A 24,518-nucleotide genomic window follows, 5' to 3' on the forward strand; every position below is an offset into this window, starting at 1 on the left:
CGGGAGCGGCGTCGCTACCGGACGTCGCTCCCGCGCGGATCAGCCCGCGACCACCGTCTGTTCGATCGTGCCGAAGATCGGATGGTGCTTGTCGTCCTCCGCCCAGATGCGGATCGTGTCGCCGGCCTTGAGGAACGGCGTTTCCGCCGCGCCCCGCAGGATCGTCTCGACGGTGCGGACCTCGGCGAGGCAGCAATAGCCCTTGCCGCCCTCGCCGATCGGTTTGCCCGGGCCGCCATCGGCGTCGCGGTTCGAGACGGTGCCCGATCCGATGATCGTGCCCGCGCCCAGCGCCCGCGTCTTCGCCGCATGGGCGATCAGCGTGCCGAAATCGAAGGTCATGTCCTCGCCTGCCGCCACGCGGCCGAACGGCTTGCCGTTGAGGTCGACCATCAGCGTGCGGTGCAGCTTGCCGTCCTGCCACCAGCTGCCCAGCGCATCGGGGGTGACGAACACCGGCGAGAAGGCGCTGGCCGGCTTGGACTGGAAGAAGCCGAAACCCTTGGCGAGTTCGCCGGGGATCAGGTTGCGCAAGGACACGTCGTTGGTCAGGCCGACCAGCCGCACCGCCGCCAGCGCCTCCTCGCGGCTCGCGCCCAGCGGCACGTCGCCGGTGACGACCACCACTTCGGCTTCCAGGTCGCAGCCCCAGCTCTCGTCCTTGAGCGGTATCGCATCGCGCGGCCCCAGGAATCCGTCGGAGCCGCCCTGGTACATCAGCGGGTCGTGCCAGAAGCTCTCGGGCAGCTCGGCGCCGCGCGCCTGCCGCACCAGTGCGACATGGTTCACATAGGCCGATCCATCCGCCCATTGATAGGCGCGCGGCAACGGCGCCGCCGCCTGCCGCTCGTGGAAGCGCATCATCGGGATGGCTTCATGCTCGAGATCGGTGGCCAGGTTGCGCAGATCGCCCTCCACCCGCACCCACTCGTCGAGTGCGGCCTGTAGCGTGGGGGCGATATGGCTGGCATCGGCACACCAGGCGAGATCGTTGGATACCACGACGAGCTTGCCGTCGCGTCCCTGTTTGAGGCTGGCTAGTTTCATTCGACACCATCTCCTTCGCATCGCGCCATAACGCAACTAGGGCAGGGCTGGAACCTTTTGCCGGCCTTACGTATTTTGCCCAGCCGAGTTGACTTCGCACGGGGCCATGATCATCGCATTGCACATGCCCCCTCCGCTCCGTTTCCTAGACCATGGCGGTGAAATGGCCGAGCGTATTCGTGCGCTCGATTGGGCCGCGCATCCTTTCGGCCCGCCGGAAACCTGGCCGGAACCGCTGCGGGTGATGGTGGATATGGCGCTTGCGTCGAGTTTCCCCACCGCCATCTACTGGGGGCCGGAGCTTCGCCTGCTCTACAACGATGCCTGGGCGCATATTCCCGAGGATCGGCATCCCTGGGCACTGGGCAGGCCCGGTGCGGAAGTATGGTCGGATATCTGGGATGTCGTCGGCCTGCAGATGGAGCAGGTGCGTGCTACCGGGCGGGGCGTGGCGACGTTCGATCAGTTGCTGATGATGGTCCGCAACGGCGTGCCGCGCGAAACCTGGTGGAACTACAGTCTCACGCCGATCCGAGACGGGGAGGGCCGCGTTCTCGGCATCCTCAATCAGGGGAGCGAAACCACGCGCGCGGTGGTCGCCGAACGCGAGCAGCGGGCCGAGGTGGAACGGCTGCGCGACTATTTCCAGCAGGCGCCCGGTGCCGTGGCGTTGCTGGATGGGCCGGAACACGTCTTCACCATCGCCAACCCGGCCTATTTGGAACTGGTCGGGCGGGACGATGTGATCGGCCGGCGCGTGGCCGATGTGCTGCCCGAGGTGATCGATCAGGGCTTCGTCGGCCTGCTGGATCAGGTGTATCGCAACGGCGAGCCCTATCGCGCGCTCGGGCAAAGCGTGCTGTTGCGCCGCCATGGCGATGCCGAGCCGGAACGGCGCGTCGTCGATTTCGTGTTTCAGCCGATCAAGAACAGCATCGGCTCCACAACCGGCATCTTCGTCGCCGTCGGCGACGTGACCGAGCGCGCGCTTACCCAGGAGGCGTTGCGCGTGAGCGAGGAGCGCCTGCAACTGGCGCTTAACACCTCGATCGGGATCGGGACGTGGGAATGGAACATCGAAACCGGCAGGATCACCGGGGATAGGCGGTTCGCCAAGCTGTTCGGCATCGAACCCGAGCGGGTGGCGGCGGGCGGCGGCTTCGAATCGGTGCTCACCTATATCCACGCGGACGATCGGGCGATGGTGCTTGCCGAGGTGCAGCAGGCGCTTTCCGGTGGCACGCCGCTGATGGTGGAATTCCGCGTCGTGCGCGGCGATGGCGATGTGCGCTGGCTGCTGACCCAGGGCAACTGCATCTTCGACGATCGGGGTCGGCCGATCCGATTCCCTGGCGTCAGCTTCGATATCACCAATCGCAAGCGGGCCGAGGAGGCCGCGCAGGAAGCCGCCGATGAGCTGCGCGGCATTACCGAGGCGCAATCCTTCCTGCACGGTCTGGCGGAACGGCAACGTGCGCTCGAGACGCCGGATGCGATCATGCAGATGACGGCACAGGAACTCGGCATGAAGCTGGGGCTTGCGCGCGTGGGCTTCTATCGGGTGGCAGGGGAGGTCATCCATCTCGGCCCCTGCTGGACGAGCGGCAGCCTGCCGCCCTTGACCGGCCAGTGGACACTGAACGCGGTAGCGCCGCTGATCGAGCGCTATCGCCAGGGGCGCACCATCACGTTCAGCGACAGCAGCGCCGAGTATCCGCAGACCGAGCTGAGCAGGATTTCCCCCTCGGCGATCGGGGTGCCGCTGTTGCGCGGCGGGCAATGGGTGGCGACCTTCTACGCCAATGCCGATGGCCCGCGCGCATGGCAGGCGGAAGAGATCGCGTTCATCGAAACGGTGGTGGAAACCACCTGGGATTCGGTGGAGCGCGCCGATGCCGTGCTGGCGCTGCGCGAAAGCGAGGCGAAGTTCCGCGCGATCACCAATTCGATCGATCACATGGTCTGGGCGGCCGATGCGGCCGGGTTCGTCGATTATTATAACGACCGCTGGTACGAGTATACCGGGGTACCGCTCGGCAGCACCGATGGCCAAGCCTGGGCCCAGGTGCTCCACCCGGACGACCAGGCCCGCGCTGCGGCGGTGTGGGACCATTGCATCCGCACCGGCGATTTGTACCGCATCGAATATCGCATGCGGCACCATAGCGGCGCCTATCGCTGGGCGCTGGGTCGCGCGCAGCCGCTGCGCGATGAGAGCGACCGCATCGTTCGTTGGTTCGGCACCAGCACCGACATCCAGGATATCGTCGACGCTCGCGAAGTCCTCGCCCGCTCGCGCGAGGAACTGGAGGCCGCGGTCCGCGAGCGCACCGAACGGCTGATGGCGGCCGAGGCGCAGCTTCGCCAGGCGCAGAAGATGGAGGCGGTGGGCCAGCTGACTGGCGGTATCGCCCATGATTTCAACAATATGCTCGCGGTGGTGATCGGCGCGCTCGATCTGCTGGAACGGCGGGTGGCCCAGGGCCGATCGGATATCGAACGCTATCTGGTGGCCGCGCGCGATGGCGCTACCCGTGCAGCGGCGCTCACCCAGCGGCTGCTCGCCTTTTCGCGCCAGCAACCGCTTGCCCCCACCGCCCTCGACGTGAACGACATGTTGAGCGGGATGATCGAGCTGCTGATCCGTACGCTCGGCGAAGGCGTGGTGATCGAAACGCAGCTGGCATATCAGCTTGCGCCGGTGGTGGCCGATCGCAACCAGCTGGAAAATGTCGTCCTCAACCTCGCGGTGAATGGCCGCGATGCCATGCCCGAGGGAGGCACGCTGACGATCGAGACGCGGCAGGTGACGCTGGACGGTGCAGGCGCGGAATCGCACGATGTCGCGCCCGGCGACTATGTCGAGCTTCTGATCGCGGATACCGGCATCGGTATGCCGGGGCCGGTGGCTGCCCGCGCCTTCGATCCGTTCTTCACCACCAAGGGGCTGGGCAAGGGCACCGGCCTTGGCCTTAGCCAGGTGTTCGGCTTCGTGCGCCAGTCGGGCGGGCAGGTGACGATCGAAAGCGAGGAAGGCGTTGGTACCAGGGTACGCGTGCTGCTGCCGGCGCGCCCCGAAGCGGTGCCGGCGCCCGTCGATGCCCGCGAAGTGCGCGAACTGCCGCGCGGGTGCCCGGAAGAGATCGTGCTGGTGGTCGAAGACGAGGAGCGCGTGCGCAGCTTCTCCGTCGAGGCGCTGCGCGATCTGGGCTATGGCGTGCTGTTCGCGCGCGATGGCATCGAGGCGCTGCGCCTGATCGAGCGGGGCCAGCCGGTATCGTTGCTGTTCAGCGATGTGGTGATGCCCGAGATGAGCGGTCGCGAACTGGCCGGGCGGGTGCGCAAGCGCCGTCCCGAGTTGAAGGTGCTGCTGACCAGCGGCTATGCGCCCGACGAACCGAGCGGCGATACGGACGAGGATATCCTGCCCAAGCCGTTCGACGTGGCAGCGCTGGCGGTGGCGATCCGCGCTGCGCTGGACGGCTGACGGCAGGAAAGGCTTGACCTTCGGGGCCGCTTTCGCCATGCGCGCCGCGGCTTCGGGCGACGCGTCCGTTTGACCAGTCCCTGCCGCCGAGTCCTGTCGAAGGGCGGCCAGGGTCCGCCCGGCAGGCGGAGGACGTGTATCCATGGCAAATGTGGCAGTGATCGGCGCCCAATGGGGTGACGAAGGCAAGGGCAAGATCGTCGACTGGCTCGCCGAGCGCGCCGATGTGGTGGTCCGCTTTCAGGGCGGGCACAATGCCGGCCATACGCTGGTGATCGGCGACAAGGTCTATAAGCTCTCGCTGCTCCCTTCGGGTATCGTGCGCGGCACGCCGAGCGTGATCGGCAACGGCGTGGTGCTCGATCCCTGGGCGCTGAAGGCCGAGGTGGAGAAGCTGCGTGATCAGGGCGTCGACGTGACGCCGGATACGCTCAAGATCGCCGATACCTGCCCGCTGATCCTGCCCTTCCACCGCGATCTCGATGCGCTGCGCGAGGATGCCAGCGGTGCCGGCAAGATCGGCACCACCCGTCGCGGCATCGGCCCGGCCTATGAAGACAAGGTCGGCCGCCGCGCGATCCGGGTGTGCGACCTCGCCAATCTCGATGCGATCGGGCCGCAGCTCGATCGTCTCGCCGCGCACCATGATGCGCTGCGCGCCGGCTTCGGGCAGCCGCCGATCGACCGGGAGGCGCTGGTCGAGGAACTGCGCGGCATCGCCGGCTTCGTGCTGCCGTTCGTGCAGCCGGTGTGGAAGATGCTCAACGAGGCGCGGTCGCGCGGCCGCCGGATCCTGTTCGAAGGTGCGCAGGGCGTGCTGCTCGACATCGATCACGGCACCTATCCGTTCGTCACCTCGTCCAACACCGTGTCGGGCACCGCGGCGAGCGGCAGCGGCATGGGGCCGGGGGCGGTGGGCTTCGTGCTCGGCATCGCCAAGGCCTACACTACCCGCGTCGGCTCCGGGCCGTTCCCGACCGAGCTGGACAATGATGTTGGCGATCGCCTTGGCACCCGAGGCCACGAATTCGGCACCGTCACGGGCCGCAAGCGCCGCTGCGGCTGGCTCGATGCGGTGCTGCTGCGCCAGTCGGTCGCGGTCTCGGGCATCACCGGCATCGCGCTGACCAAGCTCGACGTGCTCGACGGGTTCGAGGAGATCCAGGTCTGCACCGGCTATCGCCTGAACGGCGAAGTGCTCGACTATTACCCCGCCAGCGCGCCCGACCAGGCGGCGGTGGAGCCAATCTACGAGACGACGGAAGGCTGGTCCGAATCGACCTTTGGCGCACGGAGCTGGGCCGATCTCCCGGCGCAGGCGATCAAGTATATCCGCCGCGTCGAGGAGCTGATCCAGTGCCCGGTGGCGTTGGTCTCGACCAGCCCTGAGCGCGAGGACACCATCCTCGTCCGCGATCCCTTCGCGGACTGACGCAAAGACGCCCGGCCTTCCATAGGGCAAGGCCGGGCGTCTAGGCGTTACCGCGAATTAGCGGTGATGCTTGGGCTCTTCGCCTGGACGTGCCGTTTCGTCCTTGCTCGTCGAATCAGTGGTCGTCGTGGTCGTCGAATCTGACGGCGGGGTGGTGGTGGTGCTCGACGGCGATTCAGGCTGCGTGTTGGCCGAAGAATCAGCCGGGGACGTGGTCGTGCCCGGATCGGGCTGGCCCGGTGCGGTGGTGGTCTGGCCCGGCGCCGTCTGGCTCGGCGTAGTATCCTGCGCGAACGCGACGGGAGCGGCGATCACGGCAGCGGCGGCAAACATAGTCTTGATAAGCATTACTCGGCATCCTTCTGTTGATCGTGCCAACGGAACCTTAACGCCAAGATGATGTGAAAGTTTACTCTCGCCGCTTCGGCTTATCGCCCTTGAGCAACGGACCGGGGGTGAATCGACGCCAAGATCAGCCGATCTGTGCCCGATGCAGCAATTTCTGGTCTGCCAGCACCAGCGCGACCATTGCTTCTACCACCGGAACCCCGCGGATGCCGACACAAGGATCGTGGCGCCCCTTCGTGCGAATTTCGCTCGCTTCACCGTCGCGGGTGATGGTCTCGACCGGAATCAGGATCGAGCTGGTCGGCTTGAACGCTACGCGCATCCGCACTGGCTGGCCGGTGGCGATACCGCCGGCAATGCCGCCGGCATGGTTGGCGAGGAAGGCGACGCCGCCATCATTGCCCGGTCGCATCGCATCGGCATTCTCTTCACCGCGCAGGGCCGCCGCCGCGAAGCCGTCGCCGATTTCGAATCCCTTCACCGCGTTGATCGACATGCAGGCCGCCGCCAGCTCGCTGTCGAGCTTGGCGTAGAGCGGTGCCCCCCAGCCGGCGGGAACGCCGGTCGCCTCGCAGGTCACCACCGCGCCGAGCGAGGAGCCGTCCTTGCGCGCGGCATCGACTAGCGCTTCCCAGCGCGCGGCGGCGTCCGGGTCCGGGCAGAAGAACGGGTTGTTGCCGATCTCGGCGGCGTCGAACTTCGCATAGTCGATCGCATCGCCGCCGATCGCTTCGACCCAGGCGGTAATCATCACTTCCGGGATAACTAGCCGTGCGACGGCGCCTGCCGCCACCCGCGCCGCGGTTTCGCGCGCCGAGGAACGGCCGCCGCCGCGATAGTCGCGGAAGCCGTATTTCTGATCATAGGCATAATCGGCATGGCTGGGCCGATAAGCCTTGGCGACGTCCGAATAGTCCTTGGAGCGTTGGTCGACATTGTCGATGTGCAGCGCGATCGGGGTGCCGGTCGTGCGCCCCTCGAACACGCCGGAGAGGATGCGGACCTGGTCCGGCTCCTGCCGCTGGGTGGTGAAGCGCGACTGGCCGGGGCGGCGGCGATCGAGGAAGGGCTGGATGTCGCCCTCGCTGAGCGTCAGCCCCGGCGGGCAGCCATCGACCACGGCGCCGAGTGCGGGGCCATGGCTCTCGCCCCAGGTGGTGAAGCGGAATACGCGACCGAAGCTGTTGAACGACATCGGCGCACGCCCTCCGTCTGGGTTGAAACCGCGGGCCGTTTCGCAGGTGTCGCGCGCGGCTGCAACCCGTTCGGCGGACACGGGGCGAGCGGCGCGGGCATTTGAGGCTGCGGTATGGGCGCGCTAGTCGCGGAACTGGGGACTTCGCTTCTGCAGGTTGGCCATCACTGCCTCGATCTGGTTGGGTGTGCGGAGCAGCGCCGCCTGCTCGACGCTTTCGGCCAGCAGCACGGCGGCAGCGTCGCCCTCATGGTTCGCGAGCCGCTTGGCGGCGCGGATCGCGTCTGGGTTGCGGCCGGCGATGGCATGGGCGAGCACGAGGGCCTCGGCGTGCGGATCGTCGGCTAGCCGGGTCACGAAGCCGAACCTCTCCGCCTCTGCTGCGCCGAACTCGCGGGCGGTATAGGTAAGCTCGCGCAACACGTCGTCGCGCACCGTGCCGCGCCAGAGCACGAAGCCCGCCATGTCGGGTACGATGCCCCATTTCAGCTCCATCACCGACAGCCGGGTATCGGGGGCGGCGATTCGGATGTCCGCCCCGCTGGCGATCTGCAGCCCACCGCCGAATGCGACGCCGTGCACCGCCGCGATCACCGGCACCGGCAGCGCCCGCCAGCCCCAGGCGACCTGCTGGTAGCTGTTGGCCAGCCCGTGCGTCCGCGCCGCGATGTCGACGCCGCTGCCGACATTGGCCATGCTCGCCATGTCGAGCCCGGCGCAAAAGGCGCGGCCTTCGCCGGAAAGCACCACCGCGCGCAGGCTGACGGTCTGGCCTAGCGTCTCGATTGCCGTCAGCAGCCCTTCGATCATCGCCGGATCGAGCGCGTTCATCTTGTCCGGCCGGTGCAGTCGCACATCGGCCACGCCGCCTTCGATGGTCCAGGTTACGCGGTCGTTCATTCCGGCATCCTCTCTCGTTCCCGGGCAATGTGCGGCGAAGCATTTGCGCGGGCAAGACGGTGGCGCTAGAAAAACGGGTATGTCCCAGTCCAGCGATCCCGCGGCGCCGCCCCGGTTCGATCCGCGCGCCTTCTTCGCGCTCCGCTTTCCCAACCATGGCAGCCGCCTGGGCATCGCCCACCGCGACCATGGCGAGGAATGGTCCGAGCTGGAGCTGCCCGGGCGCGCCGACCTGGTCGGGCAGGAGGAGACCGGCGTGCTCGCCTCGGGGCCGATCCTCGCGCTGATGGACATGGCGAGCAGCGTCGCGGTGTGGCTGAAGGCGGGCAGGTTCCTGCCGCATGCGACGCTGGACCTGCGGATCGACTATTTGCGCCCGGCGCGCACCGGCCAGACGGTGATCGGGCGGTGCGAATGCTATCGGCTGACGCGTTCGATCGCGTTCGTGCGCGGCCAGGCGCATGACGGCGATCCGGCCGATCCGCTGGCGCATGTCGCCGGCACCTTCATGGCGGCGGAGGGATACTGGTGAAGCTTCCTCCTTATGCCGAGCTGCTGGGGCTTACGGTCGAGCCGGGTGGGGATGCGCCGGTGCTGGTGATGCCGTTTTCGGGCGATGTGGTCGGTCGACCGCGGTTCCTGCATGGCGGTGCGATCGGCGGGCTGCTCGAGATGGCCGCGGTTGGCGCGCTGCTTCAGGCGCTGGCGGCGGAAGACGGGGCGAAGGTGAAGCCGGTCAACGTCACCGTCGATTACATGCGCGGCGGCCGCGAGAAGGAGACGCGGGCCAAGGGCACCGTGACGCGGCTGGGCAATCGGGTGGCGAATGTCAGCGCGATCGCGTGGCAGGATGAGGAGGATCGGCCGATCGCGGCGGCGCGGATGAATTTCCTGATCGTTCGGTAATGCAAATCCTCCCCGAGCTGCGCCCCGGGAGGAATTTACGATCTCACTTCTTCGGGCTGACCCGCATCAGCCAGCCGCCATCGCCCTTGGCGCCGTCCTGCAGCAGCCACAGCGAGCCGTCGGGCGCCTGGGCCACGTCGCGGATGCGCATCCCCAAGTCCCACTGATCCGCCTTGCGGGCATTGGTGCCGTCGAGCGCGATGCGGATCAGCGCCTGGCCGGACATCGCCCCCATCAGCAGCGAGCCCTTCCACTGCGGGAACTCGCTGCCCGTGTAGTAGATCAGCCCCGAGGGCGAAATCGACGGCACCCAGTAGAGCTTGGGCAGCTCATAACCATCGCCCGACTTGGGCTTGTGGATCGGCTTGTCGTTGTAGTTCTCGCCGAACGAGACATTGGGCCAGCCATAGTTGTGGCCCTTCACGATCAGGTTCAGCTCGTCGCCGCCCTGCGGGCCCATCTCATGCTCCCACAGATTGCCGGCCGCATCGAAGACGAGGCCGTACGGGTTGCGATGGCCGCTGCTCCAGATCGACGCAGGCGCGGGGTTGGGCCCGTCGAACGCGAAGGGGCGGCCCTTGGCGGTCTTGGCGGCTTCGCTGTCTTCGGGCGGATCGATCACCTGCACGGTGGTGGCGCCGACCTTGCCGGCGTCGGGATTGTCCGCGGCCGGTTTGCCGTCGAGCGTCAGGTGCAAGATCTTGCCGATCGCCTGATTCGGGTCCTGGGCGGGCGTGAAGCGCTGGCGCTCGCCCGACGAGAGGAACAGCGACTTGCCGTCCGGCGCGAACGCAATGACGGCGCCGAACTGCCCGCCGTTGCCGTCGGCACCGGAGCGGAACAGCACCTCCACATTGTCGAGTCGCGGCGCCATCGCCTTGCCGCGGGTCAGCTTGGCGCGGGCGAGCGCCAGCGCGCTGCCGTTCGCGCGCGGTTCGGCGTAGGTGAAGTAGATCGTGTTGTTGCTTGCAAAGTCGGGCGCGGGGGCCACGTCGAGCAGGCCGCCCTGGCCGCCGGCTGCGATTTTGGGCACGCCGGTTACTGCCTGTGCCTTCTGGCCGACTTCCCAGAGCTGGATCTGCCCGGCCTTTTCGGTGACGAGCGCGACTCCATCCGGCAGGAAGGCAAGCGCGAAGGGCGAATCAAAATCGGCGACGCGTGTCGCGGTGAACGGGGTGCTGGCCGGCAACGATACCGGCGTACCGCTCGGCAATGGCAGCGGGGTTGGCGTCGCGTTGGTGCCGGCCGGGGCCTGGGCGTTCGAGCCCGGCGACGAGCAGGCCGCGGCGAAGAGCGCGGGAATCAACAGCAGCGGACGGGGCATGGACAGGGTCTCCGGCTAGGGCTCGGCCACGAACGCAGCCGGTTTTGCAACAAGTTGCAACGTCTATCCGCTGTGAAAAGATGCAAGGGTGCCGCGTCCCTCTTGCTCCCATGGCAAGGATTGCGTATATCGCGGCTGCTTTTCTCGGACATCGTCAAACATGATCGAGGTCGGGGCCGCCAGGCTCCGGCGCTGAAGCTGCTTGAACCCCTATTTGGAGATGTGCGTGGCGAATCTCGCCGAACTGGCCAAGATGATCGAAACCGAAGCGCAGGCGCTGGGCTTTGCCCTAGTGCGCGTGAAGATGTTCGGTGGCCAGAGCGATCCCACGCTGCAGATCATGGCCGAGCGTCCGGATACGCGCCAGCTGACGATCGACGATTGCGCCGATCTGTCGCGCCGCATCTCGGACCTGCTCGACCGGCTGGAAGCCGAGGGTCGTGATCCGATCGACCATGCCTATCGGCTGGAGGTCAGCTCGCCGGGCATCGACCGACCACTCACTCGGCTGCAGGATTTCGCCGACTGGAAGGGGCATGAGGCGCGGATCACCCTCGCCGAGAAGCTCGACGGGCGCAAGCAGTTCAAGGGCGACCTGGCCGGCATCGATGCAGAGGCTGAAACCGTGACGATCGTAACGCAGGACGAGGCGAGCCATGTGCTCCCGTTCGCGGCGATCGAGGATGCGAAGCTGACGATGACCGACCGGTTGATCGCCGCCACCGCGCCGCTCTCTGCCGAGGGCGCCGACAAGATTATTGAAGTAGAAGGATAAGCCCGAATGGCCACCGCCATTTCCGCCAACAAGGCCGAACTGATCGCCATCGCCGATTCGGTCGCGAAGGAAAAGCTGATCGATAAGGCCATCGTCATCGAGGCGATGGAAGATGCGATCCAGCGCGCGGCGAAGAACCGCTATGGTGTCGAGAACGACATTCGCGCGAAGCTCGATCCGATTTCCGGTGACTTGCGCCTCTGGCGCGTTGTCGAAGTCGTTGAGCAGGTCGATGATTATTTCAAGCAGGTCGACCTGAAGGGCGCGCAGAAGCTGCAAAAGGGCGCGAAGGTCGGCGACTTCATCGTCGATCCGTTGCCTCCGATCGAATTCGGCCGCATCCAGGCGCAGGCTTCCAAGCAGATCATCTTCCAGAAGGTTCGCGATGCCGAGCGCGAGCGTCAGTTCGAAGAGTTCAAGGATCGCGTCAACGAGATCATCACCGGCGTGGTCAAGCGCGTCGAGTTCGGCCACATCGTCGTCGACCTAGGCCGCGCCGAAGGCGTGATCCGCCGCGACCAGCAGATCCCGCGCGAAGTCGTCCGCGTCGGCGATCGCGTCCGCTCGGTGGTGCTCAACGTCCGCCGCGAGAACCGTGGTCCGCAGATCTTCCTGAGCCGGGCGCATCCCGAGTTCATGAAGAAGCTGTTCGCGCAGGAAGTGCCCGAAATCTACGACGGCATCATCGAGATCAAGGCGGCTGCCCGCGACCCGGGCAGCCGCGCCAAGATCGGCGTGATCAGCCATGACGGCTCGATCGATCCGGTCGGCGCCTGCGTCGGCATGAAGGGCAGCCGCGTGCAGGCCGTCGTGCAGGAAATGCAGGGCGAGAAGATCGATATCATCCCCTGGTCGCCGGACACCGCCACCTTCGTCGTCAACGCGCTGCAGCCGGCGAACGTCAGCCGCGTCGTGATCGACGAGGAAGAGGATCGCATCGAAGTCGTCGTCCCCGACGATCAGCTGAGCCTCGCCATCGGCCGTCGCGGCCAGAATGTGCGCCTGGCCTCGCAGCTGACCGGCAAGGCGATCGACATCCTCACCGAGGCGGATGCGAGCGAGAAGCGCCAGAAGGAATTCGTCGAGCGTTCGGAGATGTTCCAGAACGAGCTCGACGTCGACGAGACGCTGGCCCAGCTGCTGGTCGCCGAAGGCTTCGGCGCGCTGGAAGAAGTGGCCTATGTCGAGGTCGAGGAACTGGCGACGATCGAGGGCTTCGACGAGGACCTGGCGCAGGAACTCCAGAACCGCGCCCAGGAAGCGCTGGAGCGCCGCGAGGAAGCCAATCGCGAGGAGCGCCGTGCGCTCGGCGTTGAGGACGCGCTGACCACCATGCCGTACCTGACCGAAGCGATGCTGGTCACGCTCGGCAAGGCGGGCATCAAGACGCTCGACGACCTCGCCGACCTGGCGACCGACGAGCTGGTCGAGAAGAAGCGCGCCGAGCCCCGTCGCCGCGGCGACGATACCCCGCGCAAGGAGCCCAAGGGCGGCATCCTGGCGGAGTATGGCTTGAGCGACGAACAGGGCAACGAGATCATCATGGCGGCCCGCGCCCATTGGTTCGCCGATGAAGAACCTGCGCAGGCAGGCGAGGAGGACGCAATTGCGGACTCCGAACAATGATACGCGCCGACTGACATTGGCACTGGTCGTCCCCCCTCTCGGCAACGGGAGGGGACGATGACCGACGCGGTTCGCACCTGCATCCTGTCGCGCGAGGAAGCGCCGCGGGAAGGGCTGATCCGACTCGTGCTTTCGCCCGAGGGCGAAGTGCTGCCCGACATTCGTGCCAAGGCCCCGGGCCGCGGTGCCTGGATCTCCGTCGACAAGGCGGGGCTCGCGGCGTCGCGTGATAAGGGGCGGTTGCGGGCGGCGCTGTCGCGCAGCTTCCGTACCGCCGAGATTCGCATCCCCGACGATCTGGAAGATCGGATCGCCGCCCAACTGCTGCGCGCTGCGCTCGACCGGCTGGGACTGGAGGCGAAGGCGGGCTATGTGGTAATCGGCGCGGAGCGGATCGAAAAATCCGCGCGCAGCGGCCGGCTCCACTTGCTGCTGCACGCATCCGACGCCGGCGAAGACGGCAGTCGCCGACTCGCACAGGCGTGGCGGGTTGGTTCGGATCGGGAAGGTTCGCCCCTGAAGGGGTTAACATTGCCGCTCCCGCGTACCATATTGTCCTTGGCGTTAGGCCGCGAAAATGTGGTACACGCCGGACTCATCGACGCCCGGGCGGCGCAACGGACGAGCGAAGCGCTCGATCGTTGGCTGCACTTTATCGGACCCGAACCTGCTTCCGTGCCTTGCGAAACCGAATCGCAAGGCGCATCGGCATTTCCGTCCGCCGTGCCATTGACGACGAACATTACTGAGGAACTTGAGTAGCCGCATGAGCGACACCGAAAACGACAAGCCGAAACTGGGCATGCGCGCGCCGCTGGGTCTGAAGCGCACGGTGGAAACCGGCAAGGTGAAGCAGAGCTTCAGCCATGGCCGTTCCAACACCGTGGTCGTGGAGGTAAAGCGTCGCCGTGTCCTCGGCCCGCAGGGTGCGCCGATCGACGAGGCGACGCCGGCTCCCGCGCCTGCGCCCGCCGCCGCTCCGGCTGCTCAGACTCCGCGCGCGCCGGCCTCCCAGGCCCCGCGCCCGGCGGCGCCGCCACCGCGCAAGCCGATGGACAATCTGTCTCCGCAGGAGCGCCAGGCCAAGCTGCTGCGCGAGGCCGAAGAGCAGCGCATGCAGGCGCTGGAGGAAGCGCGCCGCCGCGAGGAACGCCTCCGTGCCGAGGCAGTCGAGGAAGAGCGTCGCCGGATTGAAGAGCGTGCGCGCGCCGAAGCCGAGGCTGCCGCCGCGCCGACGCCTGCGCCGACACCGATACCTGAACCGACGCCCGCTCCCGCGCCTGAACCGAAGCCCGAGGTGATCGCTGAAGCAGCGCCCGCGCCTGCGCCGGTTGCAGCGTCGGCGGCGCCCGCCCCGGCCCCGACTCCGCAGGCAGCCGTTGCCGCGCCGGCGGCACCCAAGCCTGCGCAGCCGCAGGCAGCCGCGTCCAAGCCGGCTGCACCTGCGCAGCCGCCGCGGCGTCCTATCCCGCAGGGGCCAATCACGCTGCAGCTGGATGCGTCGCTGCCGGCGCCGCGTCGCTTCACGCCTGTCCAGCGTCCGGAAATCCCCAAGCCCGCACCAAAGCCGGCGCCCAAGCCCGAGCCGCAGCAGGCAGCGCCTGCGCAGCAGCCGCAGCAACAGCCCACGCAGAATCAGGCCCCGCGTCCCGCGCCTGGCGGTGGTGCGCCGCGTCCGGCACCCGCCGGCGCCGCGCCGCGCCGCCCCGGTGCGGATCCGGCCAAGCCGTCGCGCGATCGCAAGGGTGACGATCGTCGTCAGTCGGGCAAGCTCACCGTTACCCGTGCCTTGGGCGGCGACGACGGCGCCCGCGCCCGCAGCCTCGCGGCGCTGAAGCGCGCGCGAGAGAAGGAGCATCGCCGCTCCTATGGCAGTCCGCGCGAGCCGCAGATCAAGCAGGTCCGCGACGTGGTGGTGCCCGATGCCATCACCGTACAGGAACTCGCCAACCGTATGGCCGAAAAGGGTGCGGATCTGGTGAAGGCCCTGTTCAAGATGGGCATGATGGTCACGGTCAATCAGTCGATCGATCAGGATACTGCCGAACTGCTCGTCACCGAATTCGGTCACAACGTGCAGCGCGTCAGCGACAGCGACGTCGATCTGCAGATCGATACCGAGGGTGATCCCGAGGATACGCTGCAGGCGCGTCCGCCGGTCGTCACGATCATGGGCCATGTCGATCACGGCAAGACCTCGCTGCTCGATGCCCTGCGCGGCACCGATGTGGTGAAGGGCGAGGCCGGCGGCATCACCCAGCATATCGGCGCCTACCAGGTCACGCTGAAGGACAAGTCGAAGATCACCTTCCTCGACACGCCGGGCCACGAAGCCTTCACCGAAATGCGCGCGCGCGGTGCCAATGTCACCGATATCGTCGTGCTGGTGGTCGCGGCGAACGACGGGCTGATGCCGCAGACGATCGAGGCGATCAATCACACCAAGGCGGCCGGCGTGCCGATGATCGTGGCGATCAACAAGGTCGACCTCGATAGTGCGAACCCGCAGAAGGTGCGCGAGCGTCTGCTCGAGCATGAAGTGGTGGTCGAGGAAATGGGCGGTGACGTCCAGAACGTCGAAGTCTCGGCGCTGAAGAAGATCGGCCTCGACGAATTGATCGAGAAGATCCAGCTCCAGGCCGAACTGCTCGAACTGCGCGCCAACCCGGATCGCGAGGCCGAAGGCACCGTCATCGAAGCCAAGCTCGACAAAGGCCGCGGCCCGGTTGCGACGATCCTGGTCAACCGCGGTACGCTGCGCGTGGGCGACGTGTTCGTCGTCGGCGCGGAAAGCGGCAAGGTGCGTGCGATGATCGACGACAAGGGTCGGCAGATCAAGGAAGCCGGCCCGGCGATGCCGGTCGAGGTGCTCGGCATCTCGGGCGTGCCGTCGGCGGGCGATCCGCTGCAGGTGGTCGAGAACGAGGCGCGTGCCCGCGAAGTCGCCGAATATCGCCAGGGCGTGCTGCTCCAGAAGCGCACGACGCAGGCACCGGCGAGCCTGGAGAGCATGTTCTCCGCGCTCAAGGACAAGCAGGCGATCGAATATCCGGTGGTGGTCAAGGCCGACACGCAAGGGTCGACCGAGGCGATCGTGGGTGCGCTCAGCAAGCTGGGCAACGACGACATCCGCGTGCGCATCCTGCACTCGGGCGTCGGCGGTATCACCGAGAGCGACGTGTCGCTGGCAGCGGCCAGCGGTGCGCCGATCATCGGCTTCAACGTCCGCGCCAATGCCAAGGCGCGCGAGATCGCCGATCGCAACAAGGTGGCGCTGAAGTATTACGACGTCATCTACGACCTGACCGACGAGATCCGCGCGGGCATGGCGGGCGAGCTGGGTCCGGAAGCCTTCGAAACGGTCGTCGGCCGCGCCGAGATCAAGGAAGTCTTCTCGGCGGGCAAGCACGGCAAGGCGGCCGGTCTGCTGGTCGTCGACGGCTTCATCCGCAAGGCGCTCAAGGCGCGCATCACGCGCAACGACGTCATCATCTACACCGGCGAGATCGCCTCGCTGCGCAGGTTCAAGGACGACGTGGCCGAAGTGCGCGCCGGTCTCGAGTGCGGCGTGACGTTCACGCAGAACTTCGTGGACATCAAGGCCGGCGACTACCTCGAAACCTACGAAGTCGAGCTGCGCGAACGTACGCTGTAATGGGGTGAGGCTGCCGAAGGACACCTTTTGTTCCTCGGTGGCCCTCGCCTGTGATACGCTTCCTTTCCGGCTGCACCTGCGGCCGGGAAGGAGGTGGTTCATGTGCCAATAGAAACAGTTGCAGGTCTGGTTCTGGGTTTCGCGACGTTTATCGTCGCGTTGCTCGGATTGGTGGCGAAGCTCATTGAGCTAAGCCGCAGATAACCCAGTGCGGGCTCTCGGTGCTGGAACGCCGGGAGCCCAAAATGCTTTGAGCCCGGGCGCTGGAACACCCGGGCTCAGGAAGTGACGTTGTACCAACGGTCACAGTTGCAGTGCTCTTTAGATAGCGAAAACCGGTCAGAATCACAAGATGCGCCAGAATGACACCGATGAAACCCGCTCCGTCCGCGTGCTGCGCGTGGGCGAACAGGTGCGCCATATCCTCAGTGAGATCCTCCAGCGCGGTGACGTGCATGACGAGGTGCTGGCGAAGCACATGGTTTCGGTGACCGAGGTGCGGATGTCCCCCGACCTGCGCCACGCGACGGTGTTCGTGAAGCCGCTGCTCGGTAAGGACGAGGACGCGGTGCTCAAGGCGCTGCGCACCAACACCGCCTTCCTCCAGCGCGAAGTCGCGCACCGGGTGAAGATGAAATACGCCGCCAAGCTCAAGTTCCTGGCGGACGAGAGCTTCGACGAGGGCAGCCATATCGACCAGCTCCTCCGCGCGCCCAATGTCGCACGCGATCTCGGCGAGGACGATCAGGGCTGATCGCTCCGCTCGCAGCCGCGGCGGACTGGACATCGGCGCCACTTCTGGTGTGATGCCGCGATGGCCAAGCTCTATTTCTACTACGCCTCGATGAACGCGGGCAAATCGACCACGCTGCTCCAGGCCGATTTCAACTATCGCGAGCGCGGCATGCACACGCTGTTGTTCACGGCGGGCGTGCATGATCGTGTCGGGCACGGCGTGATCGATTCCCGGCTCGGCATCCATGCCGATGCCACCCCCTTCGACGCCGAAACCGACCTGCGCCGCATCGTCCAGGCTGCGCGCGATGCCGCGCCGATCGCCTGCGTGCTGGTGGACGAGGCACAGTTTCTCTCGGCCGCGCAGGTGCGCCAGCTGGCGGCGGTGTGCGACGAGGACGAGATACCCGTGCTCTGCTACGGCCTGCGCACCGATTTCCGAGGCGTGCTGTTCGAAGGCGCGGCGGCGCTGCTGGCGATCGCGGACTCGCTGGTCGAGATCAAGTCGGTCTGCGAATGCGGTCGCAAGGCGACGATGAACCTGCGCGTCGATGCCGAGGGCCGGGCGGTGCGCGAAGGCGAACAGCGCGAGATCGGCGGCAACGACCGCTATGTCGCGCTCTGCCGCCGCCATTTCGTCGCGCGGCGCGGCGCGATCGGCTGATGCGAAAAGGGCGCCGCGGATTGCTCCGCGACGCCCTTGGAACCGAATGCGCGGCCGGGAGCCAACCCACCGCGCCCCCGATCAGAAGTGGAACCGGATCTCGCCGCCGATGATGCGCGGCTCGTTGATCATGCCGGTCAGGTTGTTGAAGTCGATCGCGCTCTGCGCGCGGATCTGGTTGAGGATGTTGCGCGCGAACGCTGCCACCTCATAGCCCTCCGGCGCGCGATAGCCGATGCGCAGACCGCCCTCGAGCAGCGAACGCCCGCGGAACTCCTTGGCCTCGTAGAGGAAGTAGTTGATCTCGCTGCGATACGCCCAGTCGGTATAGGCATAGACCTCGCCACCGTTCGCCAGCGGCACGCCGTAGCGGGCGGTGGCGTTCAGCACGAAGCGCGGCGCCTGGGGCAGGCGGTTGCCGTCGATCCGGGCGAAGGTGCTGGTGCCGACGGTGAAGGTCGGATCGGTCATCGTGCACAGCGACCCGCACGCCGCCACGGCCAGCTTGGGATCGCGGATCTGGGTGAAGTTGTAGCTGCCGCTTGCGTTGAGATCGAGCCCGCGCACCGGGCGGTAGCTGAACTCCGCCTCGACGCCGTAGCCGTTGACGTGATCGGCCGAGAGCAGCTGGTTGGCGTTGCTCGCGCCGCCCACCGCGGTCAGCTGCAGGTCGTCGGTGCGGAACCAGTAGCCGGTCAGCGCATAGTTCAGCCCCTTGGCCGGGAGCGCCCCCTTCACGCCGGCCTCGGCCGACTTGGTGAACTGCTTGCCGGCGGTGGTCGGCACCGAGCCGAAGGTCACGCGGTCCTGGATCGCCGGGCCGAGATAGCCGGTCGCGAAGCGCGCATAGACATTGACGTCGGGGGTCAGCGCATAGGTGGCGCTGGCGTCCCAGGTCACCGCCTCGCCCTTGACCTTCGTCTGCACCGGCAGCGTCAGACCAGCGGTGAGCGGGCCGAAGCCGGTGATCACGTCGTTCTTGCGGTCATGCGAATAGCGCACGCCGGCCCGCAGGGTGAGCGCGTCGGTCGCCTTGAACTCGCCCGAGGCGAACACGCCGTAATTCTCGTTGATGTTCACATGGCCGATATTCTGGGTCTGCGCGCCGCCGCCCAGGTCATAGCCATATTCGCTGTAATCGAGATTCTGGTCGAAATAATAGAGACCCGCCTGGCCGCGGAACGCGCCGAACTGGTCGGTGGCGAAGCGTAGTTCCTGGCTGAACTCCTTGGGGCTCGTGATGCCGCCGGTGTTCGACGGGAACAGGGCCTTGTTCAAGCCCAGCGCCGGGAAGCCATAGGTGTCGCCACCGTCGACGTCGCCGGTGCTCTGCACCTTGGCGCGCTCGTAGGACGTGATCGAGTAGAGCGTGCCGATCCCGTCGAAATGATAGTCGAGCTGCAGGTTGCTGCCCCACTGCTCCAGCCACTGGCTGGTATAGCCGTCGAGCTTGACGTGCTTGGGATCGAAGCCCGCCGAGAAGTTATTCGAGCCCTGCTGGAACAGGCCGGCGCGGAACACGCGCGGCGTGCCTTCGAGGTCGCGACCATGGACGTTGAGCAGCGCGTTGAAGTCGCCGCTGGTGTAGCTGAGCTGCACGCGGCCGGCGCGATCGGTATAGCCTTCGAGCTTGCGATTGGCGACGCTGAGCTTGCTGGTGCTGTCGTTCACCACCCAGTTGTCACGGTGCTGGACGAGGCCGGACACGCGCAGGCTGAAGCCGCCCCCGAGCGGCGCGTTGAGCGCGAGATCGGCATTGACCGTGTTGTAGGTCGCCCAGCTGACGCTGCCCTTGGCTTCATATTGATCGGTCGGGCGCTGCGATTCGAGCTTCACCACGCCGGCCGGCGTGTTGCGGCCGAACAGCGTGCCCTGCGGCCCGCGCAGCACTTCGACGCGGGCGAGATCGAACGCCGGGAACGACTTGAGCATCGGGTTTTCGAGCGCGACATTGTCGTACACCACCGACACCGGCTGCGCGGCGTTGGGATCGAAATCGGTGTTGCCGAGGCCGCGGATGTAGAAGCGCGGGAAGGTACGGCCGAACGAGCTTTCGATCTGGAGGCTGGGCGTGCGCGCCGAGAGGAAGCGGACGTCGAGGCCCGAGGAGTTGAGCACGTCGAGCTTCTCGCCGCCGATCGCGGTGACGGCGACGGGCACGTCCTTGGCGGCTTCGGTGCGGCGCTGTGCGGTGACGACGATGTCGCCGCTATCCTGCGGCGCGGTCTCGTCGGGCTGGGCGCCCCGAACGGCGGGCGTTTCGCTATGAGCGGTCGCGGCGAGCGCCGAAGGCGTGGTGAGCGCGGCGCTGCAGAGGAGCAGGACGCGGAGAAGGGTAGCGGTGGTCATGGCGGAATCGAGTCCCCGTGCTGTGATGGCTCGTCCTCTCCAGCGCAGTGTCGCGATCGTTTCTTGTCGATGTCGCTGATTTTTCGCGCGCCTGTAGCGGAACCGTCATCTGCAGCAAGCGTTTCGGGCTACGCCCGAACGGTTTGCCTTTGGGTGTTGCAATAATGTCGTGATTTGCGCCCGCGCCGAAGCGAACCTATGGCGCCGCCATGCATGGCTGGATCCTTCTCGACAAACCCCTGGGGCTCGGCTCGACACAAGGCGTGAGCGCGGTGAAGCGCGCGCTGCGCGAGGGCGGCTATGCCAAGGTAAAGGTGGGCCATGGCGGCACGCTCGATCCGCTGGCGACCGGCGTGCTGCCGATCGCGCTGGGCGAGGCGACCAAGCTGGCGGGCCGGATGCTCGACAGCGACAAGGTGTATGATTTCACCATCCGCTTCGGGGTGGAGACGGACACGCTCGATGCCGAGGGGAAGGTGATTGCGACGTCTGAGGCGTTCGTCGATGGCGCGGACGTCGAGGATGTTCTCGGGCAATTTCTAGGCGAGATCGACCAACTGCCGCCCGCCTATTCCGCACTGAAGGTCAATGGCGAGCGGGCCTATGACCTTGCGCGATCGGGTCAGGAAGTTACATTGGCGACTCGTCGGATCACCATCCACGATCTGCAGTATCTATCTTGGCAGAACGAGGATGGTGCGCAGTTCGCCACCCTGCGCGCCCATGTCTCCAAGGGCACATACATCCGCAGCCTCGCCCGCGACATCGCCCAGGCGCTTGGAACCGTCGGCCACGTCACCTATCTCCGAAGGATCAAGGCCGGTCCCTTCACCTTGACCCAAGCGATTTCGCTGGACTCTTTGGCGGATGCCGCTAAGGAGCGGCGCCTTGAAGACATTTGCCTGCCGCTGAGGGCGGGGCTGGACGACATCCCGGCTCTACCCCTCACCCCCGATCAGGCAGGGCTGCTCCGTCAGGGGCGGGTCTTGGTCGGGATTGCCAAAGACGATGGCCTCTATTTCGCGCTGCTCGGGGACACCCCCGTCGCGCTGGTAGAGGCGGAAGCCGGAAACATCCGGGTCGTCCGCGGCTTCAACCTGTAGCCATAGATGTCGAAGGAAACGCCATGTCGATCACGCAGGAGCGCAAGGAAGCGCTCGTCAAGGAACACGCCCGCAACGAGGGCGACACCGGCAGCCCCGAAGTGCAGGTCGCGATCCTCTCGGAGCGCATCGCCAACCTCACCGAGCACTTCAAGACCCACGCGAAGGACAACCACTCGCGCCGCGGTCTGCTGATGCTGGTCAACAAGCGCCGCAGCCTGCTGGACTATCTGAAGAAGAAGGACCAGGCGCGCTACGCAGATCTCATCGCGAAGCTCGGTCTTCGCAAGTAAACGGAAAGGCGACCTTCGGGTCGCCTTTTTGTCATTCCGGTGCGATAACGCATCGGCGGTCCCGGGCGAAAGGCGCCGGGGACGAACGGGGGATCCGGCAATACGGTCGGTCCCACGAGCCACATACGGCTCACGCATAGGCCCCCCGCGTGATTGGCACCGGGGAGTGAAGGAAACGACATGTTCGACAAGAAGACTGTATCGATCGAGTGGGGCGGCAAGACGCTGACTCTCGAAACGGGCAAGGTTGCCCGCCAGGCCGACGGCGCGGTGATCGCGACCCTCGGCGAAACCGTGGTGCTGTGCGCCGTCACCGCCGCGAAGAGCGTGAAGGAAGGCCAGGACTTCTTCCCGCTGACCGTCCACTATCAGGAAAAATTCTCGGCCGCCGGTCGCATCCCGGGTGGCTTCTTCAAGCGCGAGCGCGGCGCCACCGAGAAGGAGACGCTGGTCTCCCGCCTCATCGACCGCCCGATCCGCCCGCTGTTCCCGGAAGGCTTCTACAACGAGATCAACGCCATCGCTCAGGTGCTGAGCTATGACGGCGAGAACGAGCCCGACATCCTCTCGATGATCGCGGCCTCGGCAGCGCTCACCCTGTCGGGCGTGCCCTTCATGGGCCCGATCGGCGCGGCGCGCGTCGGCTATGTCAACGGCGAATACATCCTCAACCCGACCGACGCGCAGGTTGCTGAGGGCGAGCTCGATCTCGTCGTCGCCGCCACCTATGACGCGGTGATGATGGTCGAATCCGAAGCCAAGGAGCTTTCGGAAGAGGTCATGCTCGGCGCCGTGCTGTTTGCGCATGATGCTTGCCGTGAGGTTGTTAAGGCGATCGTCAAGCTGGCTGAGCAGGCGGCCAAGGATCCGTGGGAAATCGCGTCGTCGAACGACAATGCGAAGCTCAAGGACAAGATCAAGAAGCTGATCGGCAAGGACATCGCCGCCGCCTACAAGCTGACCGACAAGTCGGCCCGCTCGAACGCGCTCAACGAGGCGCGTGCCAAGGCGAAGGCGCAGTTCACCGAGGACGGCCTGTCCCCCCAGGACGTGATGGCCGGCATCAAGCTGACCAAGAAGCTGGAAGCCGAGATCGTCCGCACCGCCATCCTCAAGGACGGCAAGCGCATCGACGGCCGCACCACCACGCAGATCCGCCCGATCGAGGCGGAGACGCACTTCCTGCCGCGCGCGCACGGCTCGGCGCTGTTCACCCGCGGCGAGACCCAGACCATCGCCACCTGCACCCTCGGCACCAAGGACGCCGAGCAGATGATCGATGGCCTGAACGGCCTCAGCTACCAGAACTTCATGCTGCACTATAACTTCCCGCCCTATTCGGTCGGCGAAGTGGGCCGCTTCGGCGCGCCGGGCCGTCGCGAAGTCGGCCATGGCAAGCTGGCATGGCGCGCGCTGCACCCGGTGCTGCCCGCCAAGGAAGACTTCCCCTACACGATCCGCCTGACCAGCGACATCACCGAGTCGAACGGCTCGTCGTCGATGGCCTCGGTGTGCGGCGGCAGCCTCGCGATGATGGACGCCGGCGTGCCGATCAAGCGTCCGGTCTCGGGCATCGCCATGGGCCTGATCCTGGAAGGCAAGAACTTCGCCATCCTGTCCGACATCCTGGGTGACGAGGATCACCTGGGCGACATGGACTTCAAGGTCGCCGGCACGGCGCAAGGCATCACCACGATGCAGATGGACATCAAGATCGCCGGTATCACCAAGGAGATCTTCGAAGCGGCGCTCAACCAGGCCAAGGCCGGCCGTGCGCACATCCTGGGCGAGATGAACAAGGCGCTGGGCGAAGTCCGCGCCGAGCTCTCCGCGCACGCGCCGCGCATCGAGACCTTCACGATCGACAAGTCGAAGATCCGCGAAGTGATCGGCACCGGCGGCAAGGTGATCCGCGAGATCGTCGCCACCACCGGCGCCAAGGTCGACATCGACGACGAGGGCGTGATCAAGGTCAGCTCGTCCGATCCGGCGCAGATCGAAGCCGCGATCAAGTGGATCAAGGGCCTCGTCGAGGAGCCGGAAGTCGGCAAGGTCTATGACGGCAAGGTCGTCAACCTCGTCGATTTCGGTGCGTTCGTGAACTTCATGGGCGGCAAGGACGGCCTGGTCCACGTTTCCGAGATCAAGAACGAGCGCGTCGAAAAGGTCGCGGACGTTCTGAAGGAAGGCCAGGAGGTCAAGGTCAAGGTTCTCGAGATCGATCCGCGCGGCAAGGTTCGCCTGTCGATGCGCGTCGTCGATCAGGAAACCGGCGCCGAGCTGGAAGATACCCGCCCCGCGCGCGAGCCGCGCGGCGACCGTGGGGATCGGGGTGATCGGGGTGATCGCGGCGATCGCGGCGATCGTGGTGGCGACCGCCGCCGCGAAGGCGGCAAGGGCGGCGATCGCGGCCCGCGCCGCGAACGCAGCGATCGTCCGCGTGGCGAGCGCAGCGAAGCCAAGGACGATGGCGGCGATATCGGCCTGCCGGCGTTCCTGACCGGCGATCGCGACTGATTGGCAAGGCTCGCAAGGGCATGAAGAAGGGGTTCGGCATTGCCGGACCCCTTTTTTGTGTTCCCCATCGGGGATGTTTAACTTTTAGGAAATTGCAGCTACTGTATCGATCCGAGGGGTAGGATTGGAGAGGTGTCGCGGATTGCCGCGAACAGGAGAATG

Annotated in this window: 19 protein-coding genes; 13 read left to right on the top strand and 6 right to left on the bottom strand. The window is 66.4% G+C overall.

The window, feature by feature from the left end:
• Positions 1–39 precede the first annotated feature (39 nt).
• Complete coding sequence (locus DD559_RS03480; protein WP_116467962.1) at positions 40–1,047, bottom strand: fumarylacetoacetate hydrolase family protein; 1,008 nt, start codon at positions 1,045–1,047, stop codon at positions 40–42.
• 163 nt (positions 1,048–1,210) lie between these two features.
• Between DD559_RS03480 and DD559_RS03485 the strand changes: the two genes are divergently transcribed.
• Positions 1,211–4,534 carry a PAS domain-containing protein gene (locus DD559_RS03485; RefSeq protein ID WP_116467963.1) on the top strand — a complete coding sequence of 1,108 codons (3,324 nt, stop codon included), beginning with the start codon at positions 1,211–1,213 and terminating at the stop codon, positions 4,532–4,534.
• Between the two features lie 142 nt (positions 4,535–4,676).
• Positions 4,677–5,966 carry an adenylosuccinate synthase gene (locus DD559_RS03490; RefSeq protein ID WP_116467964.1) on the top strand — a complete coding sequence of 430 codons (1,290 nt, stop codon included), beginning with the start codon at positions 4,677–4,679 and terminating at the stop codon, positions 5,964–5,966.
• Between the two features lie 57 nt (positions 5,967–6,023).
• Here the strand turns inward: DD559_RS03490 and DD559_RS03495 are convergent, their stop codons facing one another.
• The 3 genes from DD559_RS03495 to DD559_RS03505 form a co-directional block, all read right to left on the bottom strand.
• The gene (locus DD559_RS03495; RefSeq protein ID WP_116467965.1) at positions 6,024–6,314 is read right to left on the bottom strand and encodes a hypothetical protein; all 291 of its coding nucleotides are present in this window, start codon (positions 6,312–6,314) and stop codon (positions 6,024–6,026) included.
• 124 nt (positions 6,315–6,438) lie between these two features.
• Entirely contained in the window at positions 6,439–7,509 is a 1,071-nt protein-coding gene (aroC, locus tag DD559_RS03500) for a chorismate synthase (protein WP_116467966.1), read from the bottom strand.
• Between the two features lie 123 nt (positions 7,510–7,632).
• Positions 7,633–8,409 carry a crotonase/enoyl-CoA hydratase family protein gene (locus tag DD559_RS03505; RefSeq protein WP_116467967.1) on the bottom strand — a complete coding sequence of 259 codons (777 nt, stop codon included), beginning with the start codon at positions 8,407–8,409 and terminating at the stop codon, positions 7,633–7,635.
• A 79-nt stretch (positions 8,410–8,488) separates the two neighbouring features.
• Between DD559_RS03505 and DD559_RS03510 the strand changes: the two genes are divergently transcribed.
• Complete coding sequence (locus DD559_RS03510) at positions 8,489–8,941, top strand: PaaI family thioesterase (RefSeq protein ID WP_116467968.1); 453 nt, start codon at positions 8,489–8,491, stop codon at positions 8,939–8,941.
• Positions 8,938–9,315, top strand: a complete 378-nt coding sequence (locus tag DD559_RS03515; RefSeq protein ID WP_116467969.1) for a PaaI family thioesterase — start codon at positions 8,938–8,940, stop codon at positions 9,313–9,315. Before DD559_RS03510 ends, DD559_RS03515 begins: the two co-directional genes overlap by 4 nt.
• 43 nt (positions 9,316–9,358) lie before the next feature.
• On the opposite strand, the gene DD559_RS03520 is transcribed toward DD559_RS03515, so the two are convergent.
• Positions 9,359–10,639: a PQQ-dependent sugar dehydrogenase gene (locus DD559_RS03520; RefSeq protein ID WP_116467970.1), complete on the bottom strand. Its 1,281-nt coding sequence runs from the start codon at positions 10,637–10,639 to the stop codon at positions 9,359–9,361.
• A 220-nt stretch (positions 10,640–10,859) separates the two neighbouring features.
• Between DD559_RS03520 and rimP the strand changes: the two genes are divergently transcribed.
• The 6 genes from rimP to DD559_RS03550 all read left to right on the top strand — a co-directional run bounded on the left by rimP (position 10,860) and on the right by DD559_RS03550 (position 18,094).
• Positions 10,860–11,414, top strand: a complete 555-nt coding sequence (rimP, locus tag DD559_RS03525; RefSeq protein ID WP_116467971.1) for a ribosome maturation protein RimP — start codon at positions 10,860–10,862, stop codon at positions 11,412–11,414.
• A 6-nt stretch (positions 11,415–11,420) separates the two neighbouring features.
• The gene (nusA, locus tag DD559_RS03530) at positions 11,421–13,040 is read left to right on the top strand and encodes a transcription termination factor NusA (RefSeq protein WP_116467972.1); all 1,620 of its coding nucleotides are present in this window, start codon (positions 11,421–11,423) and stop codon (positions 13,038–13,040) included.
• 57 nt (positions 13,041–13,097) lie between these two features.
• Complete coding sequence (locus DD559_RS03535; protein WP_116467973.1) at positions 13,098–13,802, top strand: DUF448 domain-containing protein; 705 nt, start codon at positions 13,098–13,100, stop codon at positions 13,800–13,802.
• 4 nt (positions 13,803–13,806) lie between these two features.
• On the top strand, positions 13,807–16,695 hold the full coding sequence (gene infB, locus DD559_RS03540) for a translation initiation factor IF-2 (RefSeq protein WP_116467974.1): 2,889 nt from the start codon (positions 13,807–13,809) through the stop codon (positions 16,693–16,695).
• 352 nt (positions 16,696–17,047) lie between these two features.
• Positions 17,048–17,449, top strand: a complete 402-nt coding sequence (gene rbfA, locus DD559_RS03545) for a 30S ribosome-binding factor RbfA (RefSeq protein ID WP_116467975.1) — start codon at positions 17,048–17,050, stop codon at positions 17,447–17,449.
• A gap of 60 nt (positions 17,450–17,509) precedes the next feature.
• Complete coding sequence (locus DD559_RS03550) at positions 17,510–18,094, top strand: thymidine kinase (protein WP_116467976.1); 585 nt, start codon at positions 17,510–17,512, stop codon at positions 18,092–18,094.
• Between the two features lie 81 nt (positions 18,095–18,175).
• On the opposite strand, the gene DD559_RS03555 is transcribed toward DD559_RS03550, so the two are convergent.
• A complete protein-coding gene (locus DD559_RS03555; protein WP_116467977.1) occupies positions 18,176–20,443 on the bottom strand; it encodes a TonB-dependent receptor in 2,268 nt (755 codons plus the stop codon).
• A gap of 209 nt (positions 20,444–20,652) precedes the next feature.
• Here DD559_RS03555 and truB point away from each other — a divergent pair, with 209 nt between their 5' ends.
• The 3 genes from truB to pnp all read left to right on the top strand — a co-directional run bounded on the left by truB (position 20,653) and on the right by pnp (position 24,356).
• Positions 20,653–21,546, top strand: a complete 894-nt coding sequence (gene truB / locus DD559_RS03560; protein WP_116467978.1) for a tRNA pseudouridine(55) synthase TruB — start codon at positions 20,653–20,655, stop codon at positions 21,544–21,546.
• Between the two features lie 23 nt (positions 21,547–21,569).
• Positions 21,570–21,839, top strand: coding sequence for a 30S ribosomal protein S15 (gene rpsO, locus DD559_RS03565; RefSeq protein ID WP_010544825.1), 270 nt, complete (start codon positions 21,570–21,572; stop codon positions 21,837–21,839).
• 180 nt (positions 21,840–22,019) lie between these two features.
• The gene (pnp, locus tag DD559_RS03570) at positions 22,020–24,356 is read left to right on the top strand and encodes a polyribonucleotide nucleotidyltransferase (RefSeq protein WP_116467979.1); all 2,337 of its coding nucleotides are present in this window, start codon (positions 22,020–22,022) and stop codon (positions 24,354–24,356) included.
• The last annotated feature ends 162 nt before the right edge of the window (positions 24,357–24,518 follow it).

It is taken from the genome of Sphingomonas pokkalii, from assembly GCF_003096275.1.
In the GTDB taxonomy this organism is placed as follows: domain Bacteria; phylum Pseudomonadota; class Alphaproteobacteria; order Sphingomonadales; family Sphingomonadaceae; genus Sphingomonas; species Sphingomonas pokkalii.

Coding starts and splice junctions, on each gene's coding strand:
- DD559_RS03480 (WP_116467962.1), bottom strand. CDS start 1,047: ATGAAACTAGCCAGCCTCAAACAGGGACGCGACGGCAAGCTCGTCGTG.
- DD559_RS03485 (WP_116467963.1), top strand. CDS start 1,211: ATGGCCGAGCGTATTCGTGCGCTCGATTGGGCCGCGCATCCTTTCGGC.
- DD559_RS03490 (WP_116467964.1), top strand. CDS start 4,677: ATGGCAAATGTGGCAGTGATCGGCGCCCAATGGGGTGACGAAGGCAAG.
- DD559_RS03495 (WP_116467965.1), bottom strand. CDS start 6,314: ATGCTTATCAAGACTATGTTTGCCGCCGCTGCCGTGATCGCCGCTCCC.
- aroC (WP_116467966.1), bottom strand. CDS start 7,509: ATGTCGTTCAACAGCTTCGGTCGCGTATTCCGCTTCACCACCTGGGGC.
- DD559_RS03505 (WP_116467967.1), bottom strand. CDS start 8,409: ATGAACGACCGCGTAACCTGGACCATCGAAGGCGGCGTGGCCGATGTG.
- DD559_RS03510 (WP_116467968.1), top strand. CDS start 8,489: ATGTCCCAGTCCAGCGATCCCGCGGCGCCGCCCCGGTTCGATCCGCGC.
- DD559_RS03520 (WP_116467970.1), bottom strand. CDS start 10,639: ATGCCCCGTCCGCTGCTGTTGATTCCCGCGCTCTTCGCCGCGGCCTGC.
- rimP (WP_116467971.1), top strand. CDS start 10,860: ATGTGCGTGGCGAATCTCGCCGAACTGGCCAAGATGATCGAAACCGAA.
- nusA (WP_116467972.1), top strand. CDS start 11,421: ATGGCCACCGCCATTTCCGCCAACAAGGCCGAACTGATCGCCATCGCC.
- DD559_RS03535 (WP_116467973.1), top strand. CDS start 13,098: ATGACCGACGCGGTTCGCACCTGCATCCTGTCGCGCGAGGAAGCGCCG.
- infB (WP_116467974.1), top strand. CDS start 13,807: ATGAGCGACACCGAAAACGACAAGCCGAAACTGGGCATGCGCGCGCCG.
- rbfA (WP_116467975.1), top strand. CDS start 17,048: ATGCGCCAGAATGACACCGATGAAACCCGCTCCGTCCGCGTGCTGCGC.
- DD559_RS03550 (WP_116467976.1), top strand. CDS start 17,510: ATGGCCAAGCTCTATTTCTACTACGCCTCGATGAACGCGGGCAAATCG.
- DD559_RS03555 (WP_116467977.1), bottom strand. CDS start 20,443: ATGACCACCGCTACCCTTCTCCGCGTCCTGCTCCTCTGCAGCGCCGCG.
- truB (WP_116467978.1), top strand. CDS start 20,653: ATGCATGGCTGGATCCTTCTCGACAAACCCCTGGGGCTCGGCTCGACA.
- rpsO (WP_010544825.1), top strand. CDS start 21,570: ATGTCGATCACGCAGGAGCGCAAGGAAGCGCTCGTCAAGGAACACGCC.
- pnp (WP_116467979.1), top strand. CDS start 22,020: ATGTTCGACAAGAAGACTGTATCGATCGAGTGGGGCGGCAAGACGCTG.